Genomic DNA, 22,468 nt, shown 5'->3' with positions numbered 1-22,468 from the left:
ACCCCTCTCGCGCGTTGAGAATGCAGGGCGTATGCCGTCCCCTGTGCCAAAGTGCGGGGAGGCGGCACCAGCGGCAATGCCTGCCACGCCTGTCCAACTTCGAGGAGAGACACCATGACAACGACAGCTTCCCCGTGGGTTGCAAGAGCAGCAGCAGCCGGCCTCGCATTGGCCGCCCTGGTGGCTTCGGGCGCCGCCCAGGCCCGGGGCGATGTGCACTGGTCCATCAGCCTGAATTCGCCGGGCATGTATGGCCCGCCCGTCTATGTGGCGCCGGCCCCCGTCTATGTGGCGCCGCCCCAGCCCATCTACTACGCTCCCCCGCCTCCGGTCTACTACGCGCCGCGCGCCGTCTACCGTGCTCCGCCCGTCGTGGTCGTTCCCGGCTACGGATACGGCTATGGCGGCGGCTACCGGGGTGGATACCGTGGCGAGTACCGCCATGGCCATGGCCACGGGCATGGCCACTGGCGCCGTTGATCTGAGCTGAACCGCGCTGAACCGACTCTTGCCGCCCCTTGGGGCGGCTTTTTCCGTGGCGCCTGCGCCAAGACCGGGCCGGGGATGGCCCGCATAATCCAGCCCGTTGGAAACCTGGAGTGTCCCCGCCGTGAAAACCGTCTATGTCCTCAATGGCCCGAACCTGAACCTGCTGGGCCTGCGTGAACCCGCCATCTATGGCTCCCAGACCCTGGCCGATGTGCGTGCGCTGTGCGAAGCCGCATGCGCGCGCTACGGGCTGGCGCTGGAATTTCGCCAGAGCAACCATGAAGGCGAACTGGTGGACTGGGTCCACGAAGCCGGCCGTGTGCACGCCGAAGGCCGCCTGGCCGGCCTGATCTTCAACGCCGCCGCCTACACCCACACCAGCGTGGCCCTGCTGGATGCCGTCAAGGGCACGGGCGTGCCGCTGGTGGAGCTGCACATCAGCAACGTGCATGCGCGCGAGAGCTTCCGCCACCACTCCTACCTGTCGGCCGCCGCGCGCGCCGTGATGTGCGGCTTTGGCGTGGCCGGCTACGGCCTGGCCATTGACGCCGTGGCCCAGTGGTGAATACGCCCGCCGCCATTGAGCGCCTGCGCGCCCAGGCGCGGCGCCTGACCACGCCGCTGTCTGCCGCGCAGCCCGAGGATGGGCACATGGTCTGGCATGTCTGGGGCGAGGCACGCGCGGGCGAGCTGCCCGTCGTCATGCTGCACGGCGGCAGCGGCAGCTGGACGCACTGGCTGCGCTGCATGGACGCGCTGCTGGCCCAGGGGCGCCAGCTGTGGATACCCGACCTGCCCGGCTTCGGCGATTCCGACGGCGTGCCGGGCGGCCAGGATGCCGACACCCTGGTCGAGCCGCTGCGCCAGGGCCTGCGGCAACTGCTGGCCGATGGCGGCGCGCCCGCCGCCCCGCTGTGTGATCTGGTCGGCTTCTCTTTTGGCGGCATGACGGCCGGCATGCTGGCCGCCGCCGACGGCACGCTGGCCCGGCGCCTGGTGCTGGCCGGGGCGCCCGGCATGGGCGTGGGCAAGGGCCTGGCCGTGCGGCTCAAGGGCTGGCGCCACCTGGCCACGCCCGAGGCGCAGGCCGTGGCCCACCGCTACAACCTGCAGGCGCTGATGCTGCATGACGCCGGCCTCATCGACGAGGACACGCTGGCCCTGCATGTGCTCAACGTGGAGCGTGACCGTCTTCCGCGCCGCCGCCTCTCGCACACCGACGTGCTGGCGCGTGCCCTGCAGGCCGTGGACGGCCCCGTATGGGCCATCTATGGCGAGCACGACGCGCTCTACCCGGGCCCGATGATGCAGGAGCTGGCCCAGGCCTTTGCACGCCATGCGTGCGACTTCCGGGGGCTGGCCCTGGTGCCCGGCGCGGGCCACTGGGTCATGCATGAGCGTCCCGATGCCTTTGTGGCGGCATTGACCGCTGCGCTGGATGCCTGAGCGCATGCGCCCCATCGAGCTGCATGAGGTGCAGTGGAGCGCCATGCGCGCCCAGGGCGCGGGCGGCCAGAACGTGAACAAGGTCTCCAGCGCCGTGCACCTGCGCTTCGACGTGCGCGCCTCGCGCCTGCCCGAGGCCGTGCAGCAGCGCCTGCTGGCCCTGCGCGACGGCCGCATCACCAACGAGGGCGTGGTCGTCATCAAGGCCCAGCAATACCGCACGCAGGAGCAGAACCTGCGCGCCGCGCTGCAGCGGCTCAACGCGCTGGTGGCCGCCGCCTATCCCGAACCCATTCTTCGCCGCGCCACCCGGCCCACGCTGGGATCGCAGCGGCGGCGCCTGGACAGCAAGAGCCGGCACAGCGCCACCAAGGCCCTGCGGGGCCGCCCGCGCGACGATTGAGCCGGCCAGCGCAACAATGTGTGCCGCCTTTGGCGGCTTGGCGCGGCCCGCTTGCGTCCCTACATTAGGGGAATGCAAGATTTCCACGCTTCCCTCGATTCCGGCGCCTCCTCCATAGCCGCTTCGGCCGGCACTCGGCTGCCCGTGCTCTACGTCTCCCATGGCTCGCCCATGTTCGCGCTGGAGCCGGGCGAAACCGGCCCCGTGCTCGCGCGATGGGGCAGGGCGCTGCGCCAGGCCCACGGCCCGCTGCGCGGCGTGGTCGTCATGTCGCCGCACTGGATGTCGCATGGCGTGGAAGTCATGACCGGAGCCACGCCCTCCACCTGGCACGACTTCGGCGGCTTCCCGCCCGCGCTCTACGAACTGCAGTACCCGGCCCCCGGCGCGCCCCAGCTGGCGCAGGAAGTCATGGACCGCCTGCAGGCCGCAGGCATTGCCGCCACCGCCAACGCGCAGCGGCCCTTTGACCATGGCGCCTGGGTGCCGCTGATGCATTTGCTGCCCGATGCCGACCTGCCCGTGGTCCAGCTGTCCCTTCCCGCCTCGGCCGGGCCGGCCGAAACCCATGCGCTGGGCGCGGCCCTGGCGGCGCTGCGCGATGAAGGGGTGCTCATCGTCGGCTCCGGCAGCATGACGCACAACCTGGCCGAATTCCGGGGCGGCACGGGCGAGGCCACGGTACGGGTGGACGACGCCGTGCAGGCCCTGCGCAGCCAGGATGGCCTGCAGGACGACCATGCCGTCGGCGGCTCCAGCGCCTCCTCGCCCTACGTGCAGGATTTCAGCCGCTGGATCGAGTCGCGCCTGCAGGCGCAGGACCTGCCCGCGCTGCTGGACTACCGCGCACGCGCTCCCTCGGCCCGGCGCGCCCATCCCAGCGAAGAGCACTTCATGCCGCTGTACTTCGCCCTGGGCGCGGCCGGCGCCACGGCGCGGCCTCGGTATCTGAGTCGCGAAGTCATGTACTCCATCCTGGCCATGGATGCGATGGCCTTCGAGGACGCGCAGGCGGCATAACCTCCTGCCCCCGCGGACTTGGCGAGGCGCCACAATGGCGCGTTGCCCGGGACCACCCCGGTCCCGGAAATCGCTTAAAAACCAAGGAGTCCGTGATGATCGACCTGCCCCTGCTGGCGCTGGAGCGCCCCGCACAACCCGCACCGGGGCAGCAGCCCTGGCTGCTGGTGCTCATGCATGGCGTTGGCAGCAATGAACAGGACCTGTTCGGCCTCGCATCGTTCGTGCCGCCGCAGTTCCACGTGCTCAGCCTGCGTGCCCCGTTTTCCATGGGGCCCAGTGCCCATGCCTGGTTCCAGTTCACGGTGGATGCCAACGGCACGCGCCACATCCACGCATCGCAGGAAGAGCACAGCCGCGCCCTGGTGGCCCAGACCGTGCAGCAGGCCGGCGCGCGGCTGGGCATTCCTGCCCAGCGTACCGTGGCGGGCGGCTTCAGCCAGGGCGGCATCATGGCGCTCAGCCTTCTGCTGACCCAGCCCGCGCTGCTGCGCGCCGCCATGTGCTGGCACAGCCGCCTGCTGCCCGAGGCCTTGCCGCACCAGGCCCCTGACGCGGCCTTCGACGGCAAGTCGCTCTGGGTCAGCCACGGCACCTACGACAACGTCATTCCGCTGACCAGCGCCCACGCCATTCGCAGCCACGTGCAGCGCCTGCCGCTGCAACTGAGCTACCATGAATACCCGAGCATGCATGAGATCCGCCCCGACGAGCTGCAGGCCGCCATGGCCTGGCTCCAGGATCTGGGCACGCAGGGCTGAGCCTGCTGCACCGCCCCCTTCTTGTGCGCAGGCTGGCCGCGTAAGCCGGGTAACGCCTTGTTGCCTGGCGCGCACAAGGGCCTGCGCGGGCAGCGGGGCGGCTTATAAACACCAGTCAGGGGCTGGTGTCAGGAAAGCCCGGGAACCCCGGTTGTGCTTTGCTGTCGCACGTCCTGCGGCAACTGTGCTGCCAGCCCCCTGCCCAAGCCAAAGGACCCCTCCATGCCAGAACGCGACCCCCAAGACTTCCGCCCCCGCGCCAGATCCTCCGGCCCATCGGCTTTCGGCATCGCCGCAGCGGTACTGGCGGCTGCCGCCGTGGGGGGCGCAGCCTGGTGGTACTGGTGGCGTCCCGCCGACGTGCCCGAGGCGCCGCCCGAAGTGGCAGAGGCGCCCGCCCAGCCTGCCGAGCCTGAACCCGTCCCCGCGCCCGAGCTGACCGAGCCCCAGAACCCTGTCGATGCGCTGGAGCCACCCGCGCCCGGCCTGCCCGCGCTGCAGGACTCCGACGCCCATGTCGCCCAGGCCCTCAACGGCCTGCTGGGCCGTGACAAGGCAGGCAGCTTTCTGCAGATGGACGGTTTTGTGCGCCGCGCCGTGGCCACCGTGGACAACCTGACCCGCTCCCAGGCCCCAGCACGGCTTTGGCCCGTGCACCCCGCGCCGCAGCGTTTCACGGTGGAGGGCGCCGCGGAGGCCGGGGAGGCACAGGCCATCTCCCCCGCCAACGCCGCACGCTACAAGGCCTTCGTGGCCTTCGCCGAGTCCATTCCCATGGACGGGGCCGTCAAGCTCTATGCCCGGCTGTATCCCCTGTTCCAGACCGCCTATGAAGACCTGGGCTATCCCAGCCGCTATTTCAACGATCGTCTCATTGCCGTCATAGACCATCTGCGCGCCGCGCCCGAGCCCGCGGGCCCGGTGCAGGTCAGGCTGACCAAGGTGGAGGGCGAGGTGCCCTCCGTCCAGCCCTGGGTACGCTACGAATACGCCGACCCGGAGCTGCAGGCCCTGTCCAGCGGCCAGAAGATGCTGGTGCGCGTGGGGCTGGACAACGAGCGCCGCCTCAAGGCCGTGCTGGGCGAGCTGCGCCGCCGCATCGCCACCGGCGAGATGGCCAAGCCTGCGGGCTGAGGCCAGTCTCCATCCGCCTCAGCCTGCGGCCGGCAGGGGCAGGGCGGTCTTGTACCGCACCTGCTTGAGGGTGAAGCTGGAGCGGATCTTCTCTATGCCCGGAATCGGCGTGAGCTGCTCCACGATGAAGCGCTCCAGCGCACCGATGTCGGCCAGGGCCACGCGGATCAGGTAGTCGGCGTCGCCGCTCATCAGGTAGCACTCCATGACTTCGTCGTGCTCGGCAATGCGGCGCTCGAAGTCGGCCAGCGATTCCTTGGCCTGGGACTTGAGGCTGATGTTGATGAACACGTTCAGCCCCAGCCCCAGGGCCGACGCATTGGCCAGCGCCACATAGCGCGCGATCACGCCCGCCTTCTCCAGTGCCTTGACGCGCGCCAGGCATGGCGAGGGTGACAGATGCACGCGGCGCGCCAGTTCCACGTTGGACAGCGAGCCGTCCGTTTGCAACTCGGCCAGAATGCGCAAGTCGATGGTGTCCAGTTTCATGTGCCGGATTTTATGTAGATACCGGCATGAAATGCTGGAATATGGCGTTTCCCTTATCCATGAACGGCTGCTCATGCCGGTCCGCCAGTCCTAAAGTGGCGGGCATGAACGCACCCACGCCGCTGGCCACGCTGGCCGATATCGATACCGATCCCCAGGAAACCACCGAATGGCGGGAGGCCTTCGCGGCCCTGGTCGCCGCCGAGGGGCCGCAGCGCGCGCGCTTCGTGCTCGAAGAGCTGGCGCGCATGGCGCGCGAGCAGCGCCTGGGCTGGCAGCCCGACCTGAATACGCCCTATGTGAACACCGTGGCCGCGCAGCAGCAGCCGGTGTTTCCGGGCGACCTGGCCATGGAGGAGCGGCTGGCGTCCATCATGCGCTGGAATGCGCTGGCCATGGTGGTGCGCGCCAACCAGGCCTATGGCGAGCTGGGCGGGCACATCGCCAGCTACGCCAGCGCGGCCGACCTGTTCGAGACCGGGTTCAACCATTTCTTCCATGCCCGGGAGGGGCTGGCGCCGGGCCAGCACCGAGGCGACCTGGTGTTCTTCCAGCCGCACAGCGCCCCCGGCGTGTATGCGCGCGCCTTCCTGGAAGGGCGGCTGAGCGAGCAGGACCTGCAGCACTATCGCCAGGAGATCAGCGCGCCGGCCGCTGGGGCGCAAGGCCTGTCCAGCTATCCCCATCCCTGGCTGATGCCCGATTTCTGGCAGTTCCCGACGGGCTCCATGGGCATAGGCCCCATCAGCAGCATCTACCACGCGCGCTTCATGCGCTATCTCACGCACCGCCGCCTGCTGGACTGCCAGGAGCGCAAGGTCTGGGGCGTGTTCGGCGACGGCGAGATGGACGAGCCCGAAAGCATGAGTGCCCTCACGCTGGCCGCGCGCGAGGGGCTGGACAACCTGGTGTGGGTGGTCAACTGCAATCTGCAGCGCCTGGACGGCCCGGTGCGCGGCAACGGCCGCATCGTCGATGAACTGGAGCGGCTGTTTGCCGGCGCGGGCTGGAACGTGGTCAAGCTGCTGTGGGGCAGCGACTGGGACGGGTTGTTTGCGCGCGACCTCACCGGCACCCTGGCACGCACGTTGGGCGGCACGGTGGACGGGCAGATGCAGACCTTCGCCGCCAAGGACGGCCGCTACAACCGCGAGCATTTCTTTGGACAGAACCCCGAGCTCGCCGCCCTGGCCCAGGGCCTGACGGACGAGCAGATCGACCGCTTGAAGCGCGGCGGCCATGATCTGGTGAAGATCCATGCGGCCTATGCAGCGGCTGCCGCCCATCGCGGCCAGCCCACGGTGATCCTGGCCCATACCAAGAAGGGCTACGGCATGGGCTCGGCCGGGCAGGGCAAGATGACCACGCACAGCCAGAAGAAGCTGGACGAGACCGACCTGATCGAGTTCCGCAACCGCTTCAACCTGCCGCTCAGTGACGAGCAGGCCAAGGGCCTGGCCTTCCACAAGCCTGCCGATGACAGTGCCGAGATGCAGTACCTGCGCGAGCGCCGAACGGCCCTGGGCGGCGCACTGCCGCGCCGCGAAACGGTGTGCGACCGCGTGCCCGTTCCAGCGCTGGAGCAATACGCCCAGTTCGCGTTGGCGCCTGCCGGCAAGGAAATGAGCACCACCATGGCCTTTGTGCGCATGCTGGGCAGCCTGCTCAAGGATGCGCAGCTGGGTCCGCGCATCGTGCCCATCGTGGCCGACGAGGCGCGCACCTTCGGCATGGCCAACCTGTTCAAGCAGGTGGGCATCTACAGCAGCCTGGGCCAGCGCTACGCGCCCGAGGACATCGGCTCGGTGCTGTCCTACCGCGAGGCGCTGGACGGCCAGATCCTGGAGGAGGGCATCAGCGAGGCCGGCGCCGTCGCCAGCTGGACGGCGGCGGCCACCAGCTACAGCGTGCACGGCCTGGCCATGCTTCCGTTCTACATCTACTACTCCATGTTCGGCTTCCAGCGCGTGGGCGACGCCATCTGGGCCGCGGCCGACCAGCGGGCGCGCGGCTTTTTGCTGGGCGCCACCTCGGGCCGCACCACGCTGGGCGGAGAAGGCCTGCAGCACCAGGACGGCTCCAGCCATCTGGTGGCGGCCACCATTCCCAACTGCAAGGCCTGGGACCCTGCGCATGCCGGCGAACTCGCCGTGATCCTGGACGCCGGCATGCGCGAGATGCTGGTCGAGCAGCGCGATGTCTTCTACTACGTCACGCTGATGAACGAGAACTATGCCCAGCCCGACCTGCCCGCAGGCGCTGCCGAAGGCGTGCTGCGCGGCGCCTATGTGTTCAGCCGCTTTGGCGATGCGGACCGTGCCACGCAGCATGTCACCTTGCTGGGATCGGGCGCCATCCTCACCGAAGTGCTCAAGGCCGCCGAGCAATTGGCCAGCGAGGGCATGGCCGCCACCGTGGTCAGCGTGACCAGCTGGAGCGAGCTGGCGCGCGATGGCGTGGCCTGCGAGCAGCGCATGCTGGCGGGCGAGGCACCTGGCCAGCCCTGGATCGCGCAGCTGCTGCAAGGTACGCAGGGCCCGGTGATTGCCGCCACCGACTATGTGCGCGCGGTGCCCGAGACCGTGCGCGCCTTCCTGCCCGCAGGCCGCCGTTTCCTCACGCTAGGCACGGACGGCTTCGGCCGCAGCGACACGCGTGCGGCGCTGCGCGGCTACTTTGGGGTGGATGCACACAGCGTGGCGCAGGCCGCGCGCCGGATGATCCACGCGGGTTGAGCCGAGCCTGTCCACGCACCCGGGGCATCCCCGGGATGTACACATGGCGGCCCCTTCGCGGGGCCGCTTTGCATTGCTGCGCCCCCATTTGCGCCGCCACTTTTCCTGTGGATGGATTAAGCCCGCGTTAAATGCGCAAGTGGCTTATCTTTTTCGTCGGCTTGCATCAAAAAATAGGGTGATTCCACTAGAATTTGTATATATAAGAAGATATTGCGCAAAGAGATTGATATTTGCTGCAATGGTTGCATGCGTTGGGTGGAATATCTCGTCAATATCCGATTTTCTCTTTCAATAACAATTTATTTCACGGGATAGAAGACGATGAAACTCTCGCTCAAGCAAGGCCTGCTGTGCGTGGCCGTGCTGTCGGCTGCCGCATGGCAGCTCGCCATCTCGGCGCCGGCGCCCGAGGTGGATCATGCGCAAATGCCGCAGATCATCGATGACCTGCCCGCCGACTATGCGGCGGACCTGACCGCCGAGCAAAGAACCCTGGTAGACCGTGGCCGTTATATCGCGCGACTCGGTGATTGCGTGGCCTGCCATACCGGAAATAAAACACAGCCCATGGGCGGTGGCCTGGCGCTGGAGACGCCATTCGGCAAGATCTATTCCACCAATATCTCGCCCGACGCCGATACGGGCATGGGCAAATACAGCTTCGAGCAGTTCGACCGCGCCATGCGCAAGGGCGTGGCAGCCGATGGCCGCAACATGTACCCGGCCATGCCCTATCCCTCCTACGCCAAGATGACGGCCGAGGACATGCAGGCCCTGTACGCCTATCTGATGCAGGGCGTGGCGCCCGTGAAGGCGGCCAACAAGGAGTTCGACCTGGGCTTTCCCTTCAACCAGCGCTGGGGCCTGGCGCTTTGGAACTGGGTGTTTCTGGATGACGCGCCCTTCCAGCCCCAACCGCAGCAAACTGCCCAGTGGAACCGGGGCGCCTACCTGGTGCAGGGCCTGGGCCACTGCGGCGCCTGCCATACGCCGCGCGGCGTGGGCTTCCAGGAAAAGACCATGACCGGCGAGGGCCGCAAGGGCGAGTACTTCCTGGCCGGCGAGACCGTGGAGAACTGGCGCGCACTGAGCCTGCGCGACCTGTGGACACCCGAGGAGACCGCCCAGTTGCTCAAGACCGGGCGCAACAGCCACGGCACGGTCTCCGGCAACATGGTCGATGTGGTCCAGCACAGCACCCAGTACATGAGTGACGAGGACCTGTTGGCCATCGGCATCTATCTGAAGTCGCTGCCCGCAGGCAAGAACGACCTGCCCATGCAGGTGGCCCAGGGGCCGGGGCCGGTCATCGCCCCGCATCCGGCGTCGCAGGCTTCCGTGCATGCGCCGTCCGCCGCCTCGGCAGTGTCTTCCGACGTGCCTGCCGATCTCTACGCCAGCCGGGGCGGTCTGGGCTATCTGCAGTTCTGCGCCGACTGCCACCGTGCCGATGGCGGCGGCGTGAAGGACGTGTTCCCGCCACTGGCCGGCAATTTTTCGCTGCAGTCGCAGGACCCGTCCACGCTGATCCATCTGATGCTGGCGGGCTGGAAGGCGCCGGTCACGCAAAGCCACGCCCGGCCGCTGACCATGCCGGCCTTCGCGCAGCTCAAGGATGCGGAGATCGCCGACATCCTCAACTTCGCCCGCAGGAGCTGGGGCCGTGCCGATGCGCGCGAGATCCATGCCAGGGAGGTGCAATCCATGCGCAAGCAGCTCGATGCCAAGGGCGAAAGCGCACGCCCCTTCGAGACGCCGCGCCTGGCCGCCATGCTGGACGAATCCAATGCGAAGCAACTGGTCTACGGCGCCCGCCTGAACATTGAGACGCGCGACCTGCTGCCCAGGAATGTGGGCAACGCGCTGAACTGCGCCAGCTGCCACCTGAACGCGGGCACGGTGGCCGATGGTTCGCCCTACATCGGTGTCTCGGCCTTCTTCCCCGGCTATGCGCCGCGCGCGGGCCGCGTCATCACGCTGGAGGACCGCATCAATGGCTGCTTCCTGCGCTCCATGAACGGCAAGCCGCTGCCGCTGGAGTCCGACGAGATCAAGGCCATGGTCGCCTACTTCGACTGGATGCGCCGCGAAACCAAGCCCGAGGACAAGGTCGAAGGCCGGGGCGTGGGCAAGATCAGCCAGTCCATCGTGCCCAACGTGGACAACGGCAAGAAGATCTATGCGGCCCAGTGCGCGGTCTGCCATGGCGGCGAGGGCGAGGGCGTGAAAAATGCCAAGGGCCAGTGGGTCTATCCGCCGCTGTGGGGTGACCAGTCCTTCAACATCGGTGCAGGCATGGCGCGCACCTATACGGCAGCGGCCTTCGTCAAGCGCAACATGCCCATCGCCTTCCATGGCAATTTCCCGCTGGGCCAGGGCGGCCTCAGCGACCAGGAGGCCGTGGACGTGGCCGAGTACTTCAGCCACCAGCCGCGCCCGGACTTTGCCAACAAGCACAAGGACTGGCCCAAGGACAAGAAGCCGGCCGACGCGCGGTACTGATGCGCCATCGAGGGAGAAGAAGGCGTTCCCGCCACGCGGCGGGCGCCTGAAGGCGGGGCAGGGAGCGATTCCTGCCCCGCCTTTTTTCGAGGGCAGTGCCCAGTCTTGCGCGCGCTGCAGATCCTTCTTGGCGGTGGCCAGTTCATTGCCCAGCCCCTGCACGTGTTGCTGCCGTTGCCTGGCCATCTGCTGCAGCCGGCAGGCTTGGCTCCAGGCCTTCCCGGCAGCGCGTTCGGGGCGCTCAGCCCGCGCGCTGCAGCAGCACCGGCACCGAGGAGGCCAGCAGCGCCACGCCGGACAGGCACAGCAGGCCCAGCACGATCTGCCGGAAACGCATCTCGCTGATGCCGATATACAGCCTGGAGCCCAGCAGCGATGGAATGAGCATGGCCGGCACCACGATGGCGAACAGCGGCAGCATGCTGCGCGCGACCATGCCGGTGCCCAGGTAGGTGGCCATGGTCACGGCCAGCATGGACAGGTTGAAGTTCTGGATGACCGAGCGCTGCTCATCCTTGGGGTAGCCGCGCAGCGTGCACCACAGCGTGGGCAGCGTGCCCGTGAAGCCGCCCAGTCCGCCCATCACGCCGCCCGCCAGGCCCACGGCGCCGTCTGCCACACTGCCGCCGCGCGCCAGCCTGGGCAGGCGGGCCGACAGCAGCATCACCGGGCACCACAGCACCAGCATGCCGCCCAGCAAGGCCTTGAACCAGGCCATGTCCAGGTGCGGCAGCAGCAAGACACCCAGGGGTATGCCGGCAAGACCGCCCAGGATGAAGGGCAGCAGCTTTGCCAGCGCAAACCCGCGCCGCACGGTGATGGCCGACAGCACCTGGCCCAGCAGCGAGCCGAAGACGGTGAGCACGGCCGCATCGCGCGGCTCCAGCACCCAGGCCCAGAACGACATGGCCACCATGCCGAAGGCAAAGCCCGACAGGCCCTGCACGAATCCGGCCGCCGCCGCGCCTAGCGCGATGATGAAAAACATGCCATCCATGGTCTGCCTGGTCCTTTCGTTCTGGGTGTGCAAGACGCCGGAATTCTGGAACGCATGCATAAGCAGAAATTCGTTTGTTTTTATTGTTCAATATGGTTTTGCTTATGACGCGCCACGCCTGAATCCATGCCGCAACACCCCACTGCATCGACCGCTGCCCAACTGGCCCACCGCATGGCCACGCGCCTGAAGATGAAGCATTTGCTGCTGCTGCGCTCCATCAGCGAGCTGGGCACGCTGACCCGCGTGGCCGAGCGCATGGCCACCAGCCAGCCCGCCGTGACCCAGGCCCTGGCCGAGCTGGAGTCGTTGTTCGGCGCGCCGCTGTTCCTGCGTTCTGCGCGTGGCATGGAGCCTACGGAGCTGGGCGCGCTGGTGCTGGCGCGCGCCCGGAGCATGCTGGCCGACCTGGACCATTGGGCCCACGACATCGAGGCCGTGGGGCAGCAGCGTGCGGCGCACCTGCAGGTGGGTGTCATCCCCTTCCTGCCTGCGCGCATGCTGGCCGAGGCCATCGGCAGGACGCGGCCGCAAGGCCGGCGCATCACGGTCACGCTGCATGAGGACACCAGCGACCGCCTGCTGCAAAAGTTGCGCGCACATGAGCTGGACTGCGTGATTGGCCGCGCCTCGGCCGTGCTGGACATGAGCGGCATAAGGCACAGCGTGCTTTATGAGCAGGAGCCTCGCCTGATCGCCCACCGCAGCCTGGCCACGCGGCTGGGGCGCCGGCCTCTGCAGTGGGCCGAACTCACGGGGCTTGACTGGGTGCTGGGCCAGCGCCGCACGCCCATGCGCGAGCAGATCACCGACTTTTTTCTGCGCGCGGGCGTGGAGCCACCGCCGCCGTTTGTGGAAACGCTCTCGGCCAAGGTGATCGGCGAACTGGTGGCGGCCAATGAGCGGGCCGTGTCCATCGTGCCGGCCGACATTGCCGAGGAACTGGTGCGCATTGCGGGCGTGGGCATCGTGCGCCACCGTTTCGGCTGGACCCTGCCACCCATCACCCTGTTCGAGCGCAAGGCGGGCGGGCAGTACGAGGAGCAGCGCCTGTTCGCCCAGGCGCTGAAGGAGGTTTGCTCCGATCAGGGGTGACGGGTGGCCGGCTTGAAGAGCGCAGCCAGCAGCGGCTCCAGCGTGGGGAATTCCAGGGCAAAGCGGGCGCGGTCCACGAAGAAGGCTTCGCAGGCCACGGCGAAGAATTCGGCGGGCGCCGTGGCGCCATAGCCGTCCAGCCAAGGCCATTCGCCGCCAAAGCGTTCGGCGATGGTGATCTGCTCACGGAAGGCGTCGTAGGCCGGCGCCCAGGCGGCCTGCCATATCTCGCGGGCCTGGCGCGCGGAGCCGCTGCCCATGAAACCGGGCGGCAGGGGCGGGCAGCCATCGGCGCCGCCGTTGCGCATGTCGATCTTGTGGGCGAATTCGTGGATCACCACGTTGGCGGCCTGGCCGCCGTGACCGTGGTGGCTGGCATGCGGCCCGCGGCCTGCGCCGATGGCCTGCCAACTGAGCATGACGGGGCCGCCATGCATGGCCTCGCCCATGATCACTTCGTCGTAGTCGTGGATGACGCCGGCCTCGTCCATGCTCTGGCGCCGTGCCACGGCATCGCCCGGGTGCACCACGATGCCGACAAAGTCGTCATACCAGGACAGCGCGCCCTGCGGCTCGCCCCAGTGCAGCAGTGGCAGGCAGGCCTGGGCGGCAATCTCCAGCGCCATGGCGTCGCTCACTTGCAGGCCGTGCGCGCCGTGGAAGCGCTTGCGCTGCAGGAAGACGGCGGCCAGTGCGCGCAGCTTCGATTGCTCCTCCAGCGTCAGCGAGGAAAGAAAGGGGTAGGCGGCCAGCGTGGACAGCCACAGCGGCGCTGGAATCTCAGGCACCGGCGAGACGGCGGAGCGTGCGCGGCGGCCCAGCCGCCGGACCCAGTGGCCCAGTTGTCGCCAGAGGCTCATCGTTGGGGCGCCTGTTCAAGTACTTCGGACAGCGGCAGGCGCCGCAGGCCCTGGCCCTGCTCCCAGCGCAGCACTTCGGCGCGCGGCACGGCGGCTGCCAAATCCCAGTCGCTGAGCACCACACGCCGCAGGCCATCGCCCAGTTCATGGTCGGCCGGGCGGTGCGTGTGGCCGTGGACCAGGGTGGCGGCGCGTGCGGCGCGCAGCCAGCTGCGCGTGGCCTCGGCATCCAGGTCGGCATAGGTGGGCATGGCGGCGGTGTGGCTGGCGGAGGGGGCGGCTGCGTCCGCTCCGGCCGATTCACGTTTGCGCGATTCGCTCTCCTGCCGGATGCCGCGTGCCTGCTCGCGGCGCAGCGGCAGCGGCTGCGCCAGGAAGGCCGCCTGCCACGCGGCGGAGCGCGCCATGGCGCGAAAGCGCTGGTAGTCCGTATCGTCCAGGCACAGGGCATCGCCATGGCTGAGCAGGATGCGCTGGTCGCCGCAGTCGAGCACGGTGGGGTCGGCCAGCGTGGTCGTGCCGCACAGCGCATCGAACTGCGCTCCGGTCAGGAAGTCGCGGTTGCCCTGCATGAAGAACAGCGGCCTGCGGGCGGCGGCCTCGCGCAGGGTGGCGGCGCAATCGGCCTCGAAACTGCCGGGATCCAGCAAGGCGTCGTCGCCCACCCAGACTTCGAACAGGTCACCGAGCAGAAAGACGGCATCGGCCTGCGTGGCGTGCAGGTAGCGGCGAAAGGCCTGCACGGTGGCGGGCTCGCAGGCCTGCAGGTGCAGGTCGGAGATGAAGTCCAGCGTGCGCCAGGCCGCGGGCAGTGTCCATTCGGCCGCAATGGGCGGCACGCAGGGAGGGCGAGGTGCGGCAGTCTGGGCCATGGGCGGGTGCGCGCCCGGCAAGGGCGCTGCATGAAGGCTGGGGAAGGCTCTGGAGCAGGGCTGTTGTCCATGGGCACGGCCAGGGGCGGGCCATGTGCATGGACAACAGGGCGGCTGCACGCCAAGGGGGCAGCCGCCTTGTCGGAAGGGCGCCTGATTACAGGGCCACGGCCTTTTCGATGATCACGTCATCCTTGGGCACGTCCTGGTGGCCGCCGTTGCGGCCGGTCTTCACGCCGCGCAGCTTGTCCACGATCTCGGTGCCCTTGACCACCTTGCCGAACACGGCATAGCCCCAGCCCTGGGCGCTGGGCGAGGTGTGGTTCAGGAAGCCGTTGTCGGCCACGTTGATGAAGAACTGGGCGGTGGCCGAGTGCGGGTCGCCGGTACGGGCCATGGCGATGGTGTACTTGTCGTTCTTCAGGCCGTTCTTGGCCTCGTTCTCGATGGGCGCATCGGTGCCCTTTTGCTTCATGCCGGGCTCGAAGCCGCCGCCCTGGATCATGAAGCCATCGATGATGCGATGGAAGATGGTGTTGTCGTAGTGGCCCTTGTTCACATAGGCCAGGAAGTTCTCGGTGCTCTTGGGGGCCTTGGCGGCGTCGAGTTCGAGGGTGATGACGCCGTGGTCGGCGATGTGGAGTTCGACTTGGGGATTGCTCATGGCGATTCCTTGTTGGGTGGAGGGCAGGGGCGTGCCACGCTGGGCGCGGCGCGCGGTTTACTTGACTTCGGTGGCCGAGAGGATGGTCACCGGCTTGGTGGGTACATTCTGGTGCATGCCCTGGTTGCCCGTGGCCACCGTGCGGATTTTGTCCACCACATCCATTCCCTGGACCACGCGGCCGAAGACGGCGTAGCCGTGTCCGTCAGGCTTGGGTGCGTTGAGCATGTCGTTGTTCACCACGTTGATGAAGAACTGCGAGGTGGCCGAGTTGGGATTGCCAGTGCGCGCCATGGCGATGGTGCCCCGGTCATTCTTGAGGCCGTTGTCCGCTTCCAGCGGAATCGGCGCGCGCGTGGGCTTTTCCTTGAGGCTGGCGTCCATGCCGCCGCCCTGGATCATGAAGCCGTCCATCACGCGGTGGAACACCGTGCCGTCATAGTGCTTGTCGCGCACGTACTGCATGAAGTTGGCCACGGTCTTGGGGGCCTTGGCCTCGTTCAGCTCCAGCACGATGTCGCCCATGCTGGTCTTGAGCTGCACCTTGGGTGTAGCGTTCTGCGCCATGGCGGGCAGGGTGGTGCAAAGGGAAGCGGCCAGGGCCATGCCGGCCAGGGAAAGCGACGCAATGCGGCGTGTGGTCATGCAAATCTCCTGAGAAAGCCAAAGGGCTGGGGGATGGAGTGGGAAAACCCGGGCAGGTTCCTGCGCGTGCGCGCAGGCGTGGCAAGACCCAAATGGCGTGCAGACCGCCGTGCCTGGGCGCCGGGGTGCGCGTGTGGGCCGTGTCTTCTATTTGGTGCCGGTGACTGGAGCCAGCAATTCGCGCAGCAGCTTGAGCTTGGGCCGCACGCTGGCAGCACGGCCGTCCAGGCCTTGTGCCTTGCCGTAGGCCTCGTAGGCCAGGCGGGCATGGATGTCGCCCAGATTCTCGTAGGCAACGCCGTAGTTGGGGTTGTTGCGCACGGCCGACTCCAGGGCAGAGCGGGCCTTGTCGAGCTGGTTCTGGCCTGCGTAGATGACGGCCAGGTTGTTGTAGGGCTCGGGCAGCTCGGGGTAGTCCTCGATGAGCTGGTTCAGCGCGGCGATGGCCTCGTCGGTCTTGCCACTGTCAGTCAGGGCCACGGCCTTGAGAAAGCGCATCTGGGGGTCGCGTGCGTTCTTGGCAAGATAGGCTTCGGCGCGTGCCAGGGCCTGGGTGCTTTTGCCGTTGCGCAGCAACTGGTTCACTTCCGTATAGTCGTCGGCGTGGGCGTGGCCTGTTGCGAGCAGGGCCGCCAGTGCCGCGAGGCGCAGGGCGGAGCGAAACGAGTTGCGTAGAGGCATGTAGGTGCTTTCGGGGCCTCGGGGAAACGCCCCGCGGCGCGGGCTTATACTGCTGTGAATTGTAGCTGAGGGGTGTGCTGGGTCACACGGGCTCTGCGCCTGCCGCTCCTGCTCCCTGCTGAGCATGCCTGCATCGGCGCCAAGGGTCCGGCGGCGCGTGGGACGCGCCCCCTGCAGCGGCCCTTTCTCCCCTGATGAACATCCATGAGTTTGCGTATCTACAACACGCTGTCGCGTGCATTGGAAGCGTTTTCGCCAATCGAACCGGGCCATGTGCGCATGTATGTGTGCGGCATGACCGTGTACGACCTGTGCCACCTGGGACACGCGCGCTCCATGGTCGCTTTCGACGTGGTGCAGCGCTGGCTTCGGGCCAGCGGAAATCGCGTGACCTATGTGCGCAACATCACCGATATCGACGACAAGATCATCCGTCGTGCCGTGGAGAACGGCGAGACCATTCGTTCGCTGACCGACCGCATGATCGACGCGCTGCACCAGGACGCCGACGCCCTGGGCATCGAACGCCCCACGCATGAGCCGCGCGCCACCGAATACGTGCCGCAGATGCTGTCCATGATCGGCCGCCTGCAGGACAAGGGCCTGGCCTACCAGGGCAGCGATGGCGACGTGAACTTTGCCGTGCGCAAGTTCCCCGGCTATGGCAAGCTGTCGGGCAAGTCGCTGGACGAATTGCAGGCCGGCGAACGCGTGGCCGTGCAGGACGGCAAGCAGGACCCGCTGGACTTCGTGCTGTGGAAAAGCGCCAAGCCCAGCGAGCCCGACGAGGTCAAGTGGGCCAGCCCCTGGGGCGCGGGCCGGCCGGGCTGGCACATCGAGTGCTCGGCCATGGGCTGCGAGATGCTGGGCGAGAGCTTCGACATCCACGGTGGCGGTGCCGATCTGCAGTTCCCGCACCACGAAAACGAGATTGCCCAGAGCGAAGGCGCGACCGGCAAGCCGTTCTCGCAGGTCTGGATGCACAACGGCTTCATCAACGTGGACAACGAGAAGATGTCCAAGTCGCTGGGCAACTTTTTCACCATCCGCGACGTGCTCAAGGAGTACGACGCAGAGACCGTTCGCTTCTTCGTCGTGCGCAGCCACTACCGCAGCCCGCTGAACTACAGCGACGTGCATCTGAACGATGCGCGCGGCGCGCTCAAGCGCCTGTACACGGCGCTGAGCCTGGTGGCCCCTGCCGAGGTCGCCATCGACTGGAGCCATCCCGCTGCCGCGCGCTTCAAGGCGGCCATGGACGAGGACTTCGGCACGCCCGAGGCCGTGGCCGTGCTGTTCGAGCTGGCTGCAGAAGTCAATCGCAGCAAGAGCGCCGAGACGGCGGGCCTGCTCAAGGCCCTGGCCGGATGCCTGGGCTTGCTGCAGGGCGACCCCCAGGCCTTCCTGCAGGCAGGAGCGGCAGATGTGGATGCCGCCGCCATCGAGGCGCAGATTGCCGCACGCGCAGCTGCCAAGGCGGCCAAGGACTGGGCCGAGGCCGACCGCATCCGCAAGGCCCTGCTGGAGCAGGGCATCGTGCTCAAGGACTCCCCTGCAGGCACGACCTGGGAGGCAGCCGCCAAGGGCTGATCCGTATGCCTTGCCAGATGTGCCGCGCCAGGTGCGGGGAGGTGCTTTGATGGCCTCCGCCAAACCCCTGGACACCATGGATTTCGAGCAGTTGCCGCTGGTGGCCGATCTGCCCGTGCCCGAACAGCAACCGGCCCCGCTGCCGGTGGTGACGCTGGGCGCGCGCGCAGGCTCGCCGCCTGCCGCCGCAGCGGCCGCTGCCGCCACGCCCAAGGCCAAGATATCGCTGCCCGCGCCGCCCGAAGGCGCGCCTGCCTACTGGGCCGAGGCCTGCCGCCAGCTCGTGCGCCGCGACCGCGTGATGAAGCGCCTGATCCCGCGCTTTGCCCACCTGGCCCTGCAGCCCGGTGGCGATGCCTTTGCCACGCTGGCGCGCTCCATCGTGGGCCAGCAGATCTCGATGAAGGCCGCGCAGACGCTGTGGAACAAGTTCGCACGCCTGCCTGCGCGGATGACGCCTGACCTGGTGCTCAAGCTCAAGGTGGATGACATGCGCGCCGTGGGCCTGTCCGCCCGCAAGGTGGACTACCTGGTGGACCTGGCCATGCATTTCACCGAGCACCGCCTGCACCAGGACGACTGGCAGGGCATGAGCGACGAAGCCATCGTGGCCGAGCTCATGTCCATCCGCGGCGTGGGCCGGTGGACGGCCGAGATGTTCCTCATCTTCTACCTGCAGCGGCCCAATGTGCTGCCGCTGGACGATGCAGGCCTGATCTCGGGCATCAGCCAGAACTATTTTTCAGGCGACCCCGTCAGCCGCAGCGAGGCGCGCGAGGTTGCCGAGGCCTGGAAGCCGTGGTGCACCGTGGCGACTTGGTATATTTGGCGCTCGCTCGAGACGCAGCCTGCCGCCTGAAGACAAACCGATCACACCCGATCAACCCCCGTTTTCCGGTCGGAACGCATGCACCGTGCCTGGCTGGGACAAGGAGAAACAAGTTGGCGAAAAAGAACTTTCTGGATTTTGAGCAGCCCATCGCCGAGCTCGAATCCAAAATCGAGGAACTGCGCTACGTGCAGACCGAAAGCGCAGTCGACATCTCGGAAGAGATCGAGCAGCTCAGCAAAAAGAGCCTGCAGCTGACCAAGGACATCTACAGCGACCTCTCGCCCTGGCAGATCACCAAGATCGCGCGCCATACCGAGCGCCCCTACACGCTGGACTATGTGCGCGACTGCTTCACCGACTTCATCGAGATGCACGGGGACCGGCACTTTGCCGACGACCAGTCCATCGTGGGCGGGCTGGCGCGCTTCAATGGCATGTCCTGCATGGTCATCGGCCACCAGAAGGGCCGCGACACCAAGGAGCGCACGCTGCGCAACTTCGGCATGACGCGCCCCGAGGGCTACCGCAAGGCCCTGCGTCTCATGAAGACGGCCGAGAAGTTCGGCCTGCCGGTCTTCACCTTCGTGGACACGCCCGGCGCTTTCCCCGGCATCGAGGCCGAGGAGCGCGGCCAGTCCGAAGCCATCGGCCGCAACATCTACGAAATGGCACAGCTGCAGACCCCCATCATCACCACCGTCATCGGTGAAGGCGGCTCGGGCGGCGCACTGGCCATTGCCGTTGCCGACCAGGTGCTGATGCTGCAATACGCCGTCTACTCCGTGATCAGCCCGGAAGGCTGCGCCTCCATCCTCTGGAAGACCGGCGAGAAGGCCCAGGACGCGGCCGATGCCATGGGCATCACGGCCCACCGCCTCAAGGCCCTGGGCCTGGTGGACAAGATCGTCAACGAGCCCGTGGGCGGCGCCCACCGCGACCCCAAGCAAATGGCCGCCTTCCTCAAGCGTGCGCTGGGCGATGCCTACCGCCAGCTGGCCGACCTCAAGCCCAAGGAACTGCAGGACCGCCGCTACGAGCGCCTGCAAAGCTACGGCCGTTTCGCCGACACCAAGGCAGACAATCGCTGAAGGACGGCGCCACGCTCTGGCACACTGAACGGCTCCCCTGTGGGAGCCGTTTTCTTTTTGTGCCGGGACTCGGCCTGAGTCCTGACATACATGATCCAAGCCTGTGGAAATGCCGATCACCGACCTGCCGCAGAACCTGCCGGACACCTCGCCAGACGCCGCGTCAGACGTCGCGTCAGGCGCCGCCTTGGGTGCTGCCATCCAGCGCTTTGCGCCACCGCTGCCGCTGGCCGTTGCCTTCAGCGGCGGAGCGGACTCCACTGCGTTGCTGCTGGCCTGCGCCGAGCGCTGGCCGGGCCAGGTCGTCGCCATCCATGTGCACCACGGTTTGCAGTCGGCCGCCGATGCCTTTGTGCTCCAGTGTGAAAAAACCTGTGCGCAGCATGCCGTCCCCTTGAAGATCTGCCGCGTGGATGCGCGCCACGCGCCGGGCCAAAGCCCTGAGGATGCGGCGCGTCAGTTGCGCTACGCCACGTTGATCAAGGCGGCCAACGAGCCCTGGCCTGCGCAGGGCGGTGTGCCCATGCCTGCCGTTCGCAGCCTGGCTCTGGCGCAGCATGCCGACGACCAGGTCGAGACGCTGCTGCTGGCGCTGTCGCGCGGCGCCGGCGTTGCGGGGCTGGCCGCCATGCCGGCGCAGTGGAGCAGGGCGGGACTTGCGTGGTATCGACCGCTGCTTGATCTGCCTGGCCAGGTATTGCGGGACTGGCTTGCTGCGCGCGGCCAGGAGTGGGTGGAAGACCCTTCCAATGCCGATGCCCGCTACACCCGCAATCGCATCCGCGCCCAGTTGCTGCCGGCGTTGCACCAGGCCTTCCCCCAGTTTCGCGCCACCTTTGCGCGCAGCAGCCGGCATTGCGCCGAAGCGGCCGAGCTCCTGCAGGAGATGGCCCAGGCCGACCTGGGTGCGGTGGGCAACCCGCCCCGCATCGCCGCATTGCAGGCGCTGAGCCCAGCGCGCCAGGCCAATGTGCTGCGCCACTGGCTGCGCAGCGTGCATGCCACCACCCCGAGCGCCGCGCAGCTCGATCAACTGCTCGCGCAGGTCGGCGTTTGCCGTACGCGAGGCCACCGCATCCATCTCAAGATGGGCAGGGGTTTTGTGCGGCGCCTGGGGTCAGTGCTCGATTGGTACAATTGACAGGTTTTGGTCCAACTTTGCACGAAAACCGGCGGCGCGCCAAAACCAAATGGCTTGCGCAAGACGGGTCTGGACGGACATTTCGCTACATGCGCAGTCCTCTTGAGCACCTGGCTTGCACAAGCACCCCCTGTCGTACAGCGCCGTGCCTAGCAGTTTCGTCACCCTGATATCCAATGGCACTGATCGTTCATAAATACGGCGGCACCTCGATGGGCTCGACAGAGCGCATCCGCAACGTTGCCAAGCGCGTGGCCAAGTGGGCTAGGGCCGGTCACCAGATGGTGGTCGTCCCCAGCGCCATGAGTGGCGAAACCAACCGTCTGCTGGGCCTGGCCAGCGAGCTGGCTCCCAGCTCGGCCAAAACGGCGTACTACCGTGAACTCGACATGCTCGCCTCCACGGGCGAGCAGGCGTCGTCGGCACTGCTGGCCATTGCGCTGCAGGCCGAAGGCCTGGAAGCCATCAGCTTCTCGGGCTGGCAGGTTCCCGTGCGCACGGACAGCAGCTTCACCAAGGCGCGCATCGAGTCCATCGATGACAAGCGCGTTCGCGCCGAACTCGACGCTGGCCGCGTGGTCATCATCACCGGCTTCCAGGGTATTGATCCCAACGGTCACGTCACCACGCTCGGCCGTGGCGGCTCCGACACCTCGGCTGTGGCCGTGGCTGCGGCGCTGAAGGCGGCCGAATGCCTGATCTACACCGACGTGGACGGCGTCTACACCACCGACCCGCGCGTGGTGCAGGCCGCCAAGCGCCTGAACACCGTGAGCTTCGAGGAAATGCTGGAGATGGCCAGCCTCGGCTCCAAGGTGCTGCAAATCCGCTCCGTGGAATTTGCCGGCAAGTACAAGGTGCCCATGCGTGTGCTCTCCAGCTTCACGCCCTGGGACATCGACCTGGAGGAAGAGTCCACCTCCGGCACGCTGATTACTTTTGAGGAAGACGAAAAAATGGAAAAGGCCGTCGTATCCGGCATCGCATTCAACCGCGGCGAAGCCAAGATCTCCGTTCTCGG

General features: G+C 67.4%; 22 protein-coding genes (1 of these 22 only partly in view). 15 read left to right on the top strand and 7 right to left on the bottom strand.

All coding sequences use genetic code 11. The features are described 5' to 3' along the window. The first annotated feature begins 114 nt into the window (after positions 1-114). From G4D77_RS06480 to G4D77_RS06450, 7 genes are all read left to right on the top strand, one after another. The gene (locus G4D77_RS06480) at positions 115-480 is read left to right on the top strand and encodes a hypothetical protein (protein ID WP_154834853.1); all 366 of its coding nucleotides are present in this window, start codon (positions 115-117) and stop codon (positions 478-480) included. Positions 481-610: 130 nt separating this feature from the next. Further along, positions 611-1,054 carry a type II 3-dehydroquinate dehydratase gene (gene aroQ / locus G4D77_RS06475; protein ID WP_065347358.1) on the top strand — a complete coding sequence of 148 codons (444 nt, stop codon included), beginning with the start codon at positions 611-613 and terminating at the stop codon, positions 1,052-1,054. Further along, positions 1,051-1,935 (top strand): alpha/beta fold hydrolase, encoded by an 885-nt coding sequence (locus tag G4D77_RS06470; RefSeq protein ID WP_154834852.1) that lies wholly within the window; start codon positions 1,051-1,053, stop codon positions 1,933-1,935. The genes aroQ and G4D77_RS06470 overlap by 4 nt, the downstream gene beginning before the upstream one ends. Beyond that, positions 1,928-2,338: an alternative ribosome rescue aminoacyl-tRNA hydrolase ArfB gene (gene arfB, locus G4D77_RS06465; protein ID WP_154834851.1), complete on the top strand. Its 411-nt coding sequence runs from the start codon at positions 1,928-1,930 to the stop codon at positions 2,336-2,338. The genes G4D77_RS06470 and arfB overlap by 8 nt, the downstream gene beginning before the upstream one ends. A 72-nt stretch (positions 2,339-2,410) precedes the next feature. Next, positions 2,411-3,358 carry a dioxygenase family protein gene (locus G4D77_RS06460; RefSeq protein ID WP_154834850.1) on the top strand — a complete coding sequence of 316 codons (948 nt, stop codon included), beginning with the start codon at positions 2,411-2,413 and terminating at the stop codon, positions 3,356-3,358. Positions 3,359-3,453: 95 nt separating this feature from the next. After that, positions 3,454-4,119, top strand: a complete 666-nt coding sequence (locus G4D77_RS06455; protein ID WP_016450545.1) for an alpha/beta hydrolase — start codon at positions 3,454-3,456, stop codon at positions 4,117-4,119. A 222-nt stretch (positions 4,120-4,341) separates the two neighbouring features. Further along, positions 4,342-5,253 carry a DUF3014 domain-containing protein gene (locus G4D77_RS06450; RefSeq protein WP_047219662.1) on the top strand — a complete coding sequence of 304 codons (912 nt, stop codon included), beginning with the start codon at positions 4,342-4,344 and terminating at the stop codon, positions 5,251-5,253. Positions 5,254-5,271: 18 nt separating this feature from the next. Here G4D77_RS06450 and G4D77_RS06445 read toward each other — a convergent pair whose 3' ends face one another. Further along, entirely contained in the window at positions 5,272-5,742 is a 471-nt protein-coding gene (locus G4D77_RS06445; protein WP_012204416.1) for an Lrp/AsnC family transcriptional regulator, read from the bottom strand. Between the two features lie 104 nt (positions 5,743-5,846). On the opposite strand from G4D77_RS06445, the gene mdeB reads away from it, so the two are divergent. Further along, positions 5,847-8,477 carry an alpha-ketoglutarate dehydrogenase gene (gene mdeB, locus G4D77_RS06440; RefSeq protein WP_154834849.1) on the top strand — a complete coding sequence of 877 codons (2,631 nt, stop codon included), beginning with the start codon at positions 5,847-5,849 and terminating at the stop codon, positions 8,475-8,477. 324 nt (positions 8,478-8,801) lie between these two features. Then, positions 8,802-10,982, top strand: a complete 2,181-nt coding sequence (locus tag G4D77_RS06435; RefSeq protein ID WP_213757931.1) for a c-type cytochrome — start codon at positions 8,802-8,804, stop codon at positions 10,980-10,982. 241 nt (positions 10,983-11,223) lie between these two features. Here G4D77_RS06435 and G4D77_RS06430 read toward each other — a convergent pair whose 3' ends face one another. Then, positions 11,224-12,039 (bottom strand): sulfite exporter TauE/SafE family protein, encoded by an 816-nt coding sequence (locus G4D77_RS06430; protein ID WP_154834847.1) that lies wholly within the window; start codon positions 12,037-12,039, stop codon positions 11,224-11,226. A 66-nt stretch (positions 12,040-12,105) separates the two neighbouring features. Between G4D77_RS06430 and G4D77_RS06425 the strand changes: the two genes are divergently transcribed. Next, on the top strand, positions 12,106-13,074 hold the full coding sequence (locus tag G4D77_RS06425; RefSeq protein WP_154834846.1) for a LysR family transcriptional regulator: 969 nt from the start codon (positions 12,106-12,108) through the stop codon (positions 13,072-13,074). On the opposite strand, the gene G4D77_RS06420 is transcribed toward G4D77_RS06425, so the two are convergent. From G4D77_RS06420 to G4D77_RS06400, 5 genes are all read right to left on the bottom strand, one after another. Further along, the gene (locus G4D77_RS06420) at positions 13,065-13,934 is read right to left on the bottom strand and encodes a M90 family metallopeptidase (protein WP_016450539.1); all 870 of its coding nucleotides are present in this window, start codon (positions 13,932-13,934) and stop codon (positions 13,065-13,067) included. The genes G4D77_RS06425 and G4D77_RS06420 overlap by 10 nt on opposite strands. Continuing rightward, positions 13,931-14,806, bottom strand: a complete 876-nt coding sequence (locus tag G4D77_RS06415) for a UDP-2,3-diacylglucosamine diphosphatase (protein ID WP_016453877.1) — start codon at positions 14,804-14,806, stop codon at positions 13,931-13,933. Before G4D77_RS06415 ends, G4D77_RS06420 begins: the two co-directional genes overlap by 4 nt. 157 nt (positions 14,807-14,963) lie before the next feature. Continuing rightward, a complete protein-coding gene (locus G4D77_RS06410) occupies positions 14,964-15,470 on the bottom strand; it encodes a peptidylprolyl isomerase (RefSeq protein WP_016450537.1) in 507 nt (168 codons plus the stop codon). 57 nt (positions 15,471-15,527) lie between these two features. Next, entirely contained in the window at positions 15,528-16,115 is a 588-nt protein-coding gene (locus tag G4D77_RS06405) for a peptidylprolyl isomerase (RefSeq protein WP_047325718.1), read from the bottom strand. A gap of 147 nt (positions 16,116-16,262) precedes the next feature. Next, positions 16,263-16,796 carry a tetratricopeptide repeat protein gene (locus G4D77_RS06400; protein ID WP_016450535.1) on the bottom strand — a complete coding sequence of 178 codons (534 nt, stop codon included), beginning with the start codon at positions 16,794-16,796 and terminating at the stop codon, positions 16,263-16,265. 204 nt (positions 16,797-17,000) lie between these two features. Between G4D77_RS06400 and cysS the strand changes: the two genes are divergently transcribed. The 5 genes from cysS to G4D77_RS06375 form a co-directional block, all read left to right on the top strand. Continuing rightward, positions 17,001-18,386: a cysteine--tRNA ligase gene (gene cysS / locus G4D77_RS06395; protein ID WP_047325717.1), complete on the top strand. Its 1,386-nt coding sequence runs from the start codon at positions 17,001-17,003 to the stop codon at positions 18,384-18,386. 49 nt (positions 18,387-18,435) lie between these two features. Then, positions 18,436-19,245: a DNA-3-methyladenine glycosylase family protein gene (locus G4D77_RS06390; protein WP_016453875.1), complete on the top strand. Its 810-nt coding sequence runs from the start codon at positions 18,436-18,438 to the stop codon at positions 19,243-19,245. An 83-nt stretch (positions 19,246-19,328) separates the two neighbouring features. Then, complete coding sequence (locus tag G4D77_RS06385) at positions 19,329-20,306, top strand: acetyl-CoA carboxylase carboxyltransferase subunit alpha (protein WP_016450532.1); 978 nt, start codon at positions 19,329-19,331, stop codon at positions 20,304-20,306. Positions 20,307-20,415: 109 nt separating this feature from the next. Next, on the top strand, positions 20,416-21,447 hold the full coding sequence (tilS, locus tag G4D77_RS06380) for a tRNA lysidine(34) synthetase TilS (protein WP_047325716.1): 1,032 nt from the start codon (positions 20,416-20,418) through the stop codon (positions 21,445-21,447). A 176-nt stretch (positions 21,448-21,623) separates the two neighbouring features. Next, positions 21,624-22,468 carry the 5' portion of an aspartate kinase gene (locus tag G4D77_RS06375; RefSeq protein ID WP_016450530.1) on the top strand. It continues 421 nt past the right edge of the window, so 845 of the gene's 1,266 nt are visible here — the first part of the coding sequence; its start codon is at positions 21,624-21,626; the stop codon falls past the right edge of the window.

This window comes from Delftia sp. WY8, from assembly GCF_018437695.1.
Classification (GTDB): domain Bacteria; phylum Pseudomonadota; class Gammaproteobacteria; order Burkholderiales; family Burkholderiaceae_C; genus Comamonas; species Comamonas tsuruhatensis.
Note: the sequence above shows the minus strand (reverse complement) of the source record. Positions and strands in the feature narration are given on the sequence as shown.

Excerpts from the sequence above, each read along its gene's own strand:
- G4D77_RS06480 (WP_154834853.1), top strand. The coding sequence starts at position 115 with ATGACAACGACAGCTTCCCCGTGGGTTGCAAGAGCAGCAGCAGCCGGC.
- arfB (WP_154834851.1), top strand. The coding sequence starts at position 1,928 with ATGCCTGAGCGCATGCGCCCCATCGAGCTGCATGAGGTGCAGTGGAGC.
- G4D77_RS06460 (WP_154834850.1), top strand. The coding sequence starts at position 2,411 with ATGCAAGATTTCCACGCTTCCCTCGATTCCGGCGCCTCCTCCATAGCC.
- G4D77_RS06455 (WP_016450545.1), top strand. The coding sequence starts at position 3,454 with ATGATCGACCTGCCCCTGCTGGCGCTGGAGCGCCCCGCACAACCCGCA.
- G4D77_RS06450 (WP_047219662.1), top strand. The coding sequence starts at position 4,342 with ATGCCAGAACGCGACCCCCAAGACTTCCGCCCCCGCGCCAGATCCTCC.
- G4D77_RS06445 (WP_012204416.1), bottom strand. The coding sequence starts at position 5,742 with ATGAAACTGGACACCATCGACTTGCGCATTCTGGCCGAGTTGCAAACG.
- mdeB (WP_154834849.1), top strand. The coding sequence starts at position 5,847 with ATGAACGCACCCACGCCGCTGGCCACGCTGGCCGATATCGATACCGAT.
- G4D77_RS06435 (WP_213757931.1), top strand. The coding sequence starts at position 8,802 with ATGAAACTCTCGCTCAAGCAAGGCCTGCTGTGCGTGGCCGTGCTGTCG.
- G4D77_RS06430 (WP_154834847.1), bottom strand. The coding sequence starts at position 12,039 with ATGCATGCGTTCCAGAATTCCGGCGTCTTGCACACCCAGAACGAAAGG.
- G4D77_RS06425 (WP_154834846.1), top strand. The coding sequence starts at position 12,106 with ATGCCGCAACACCCCACTGCATCGACCGCTGCCCAACTGGCCCACCGC.
- G4D77_RS06420 (WP_016450539.1), bottom strand. The coding sequence starts at position 13,934 with ATGAGCCTCTGGCGACAACTGGGCCACTGGGTCCGGCGGCTGGGCCGC.
- G4D77_RS06415 (WP_016453877.1), bottom strand. The coding sequence starts at position 14,806 with ATGGCCCAGACTGCCGCACCTCGCCCTCCCTGCGTGCCGCCCATTGCG.
- G4D77_RS06410 (WP_016450537.1), bottom strand. The coding sequence starts at position 15,470 with ATGAGCAATCCCCAAGTCGAACTCCACATCGCCGACCACGGCGTCATC.
- G4D77_RS06405 (WP_047325718.1), bottom strand. The coding sequence starts at position 16,115 with ATGACCACACGCCGCATTGCGTCGCTTTCCCTGGCCGGCATGGCCCTG.
- G4D77_RS06400 (WP_016450535.1), bottom strand. The coding sequence starts at position 16,796 with ATGCCTCTACGCAACTCGTTTCGCTCCGCCCTGCGCCTCGCGGCACTG.
- cysS (WP_047325717.1), top strand. The coding sequence starts at position 17,001 with ATGAGTTTGCGTATCTACAACACGCTGTCGCGTGCATTGGAAGCGTTT.
- G4D77_RS06390 (WP_016453875.1), top strand. The coding sequence starts at position 18,436 with ATGGCCTCCGCCAAACCCCTGGACACCATGGATTTCGAGCAGTTGCCG.
- tilS (WP_047325716.1), top strand. The coding sequence starts at position 20,416 with ATGCCGATCACCGACCTGCCGCAGAACCTGCCGGACACCTCGCCAGAC.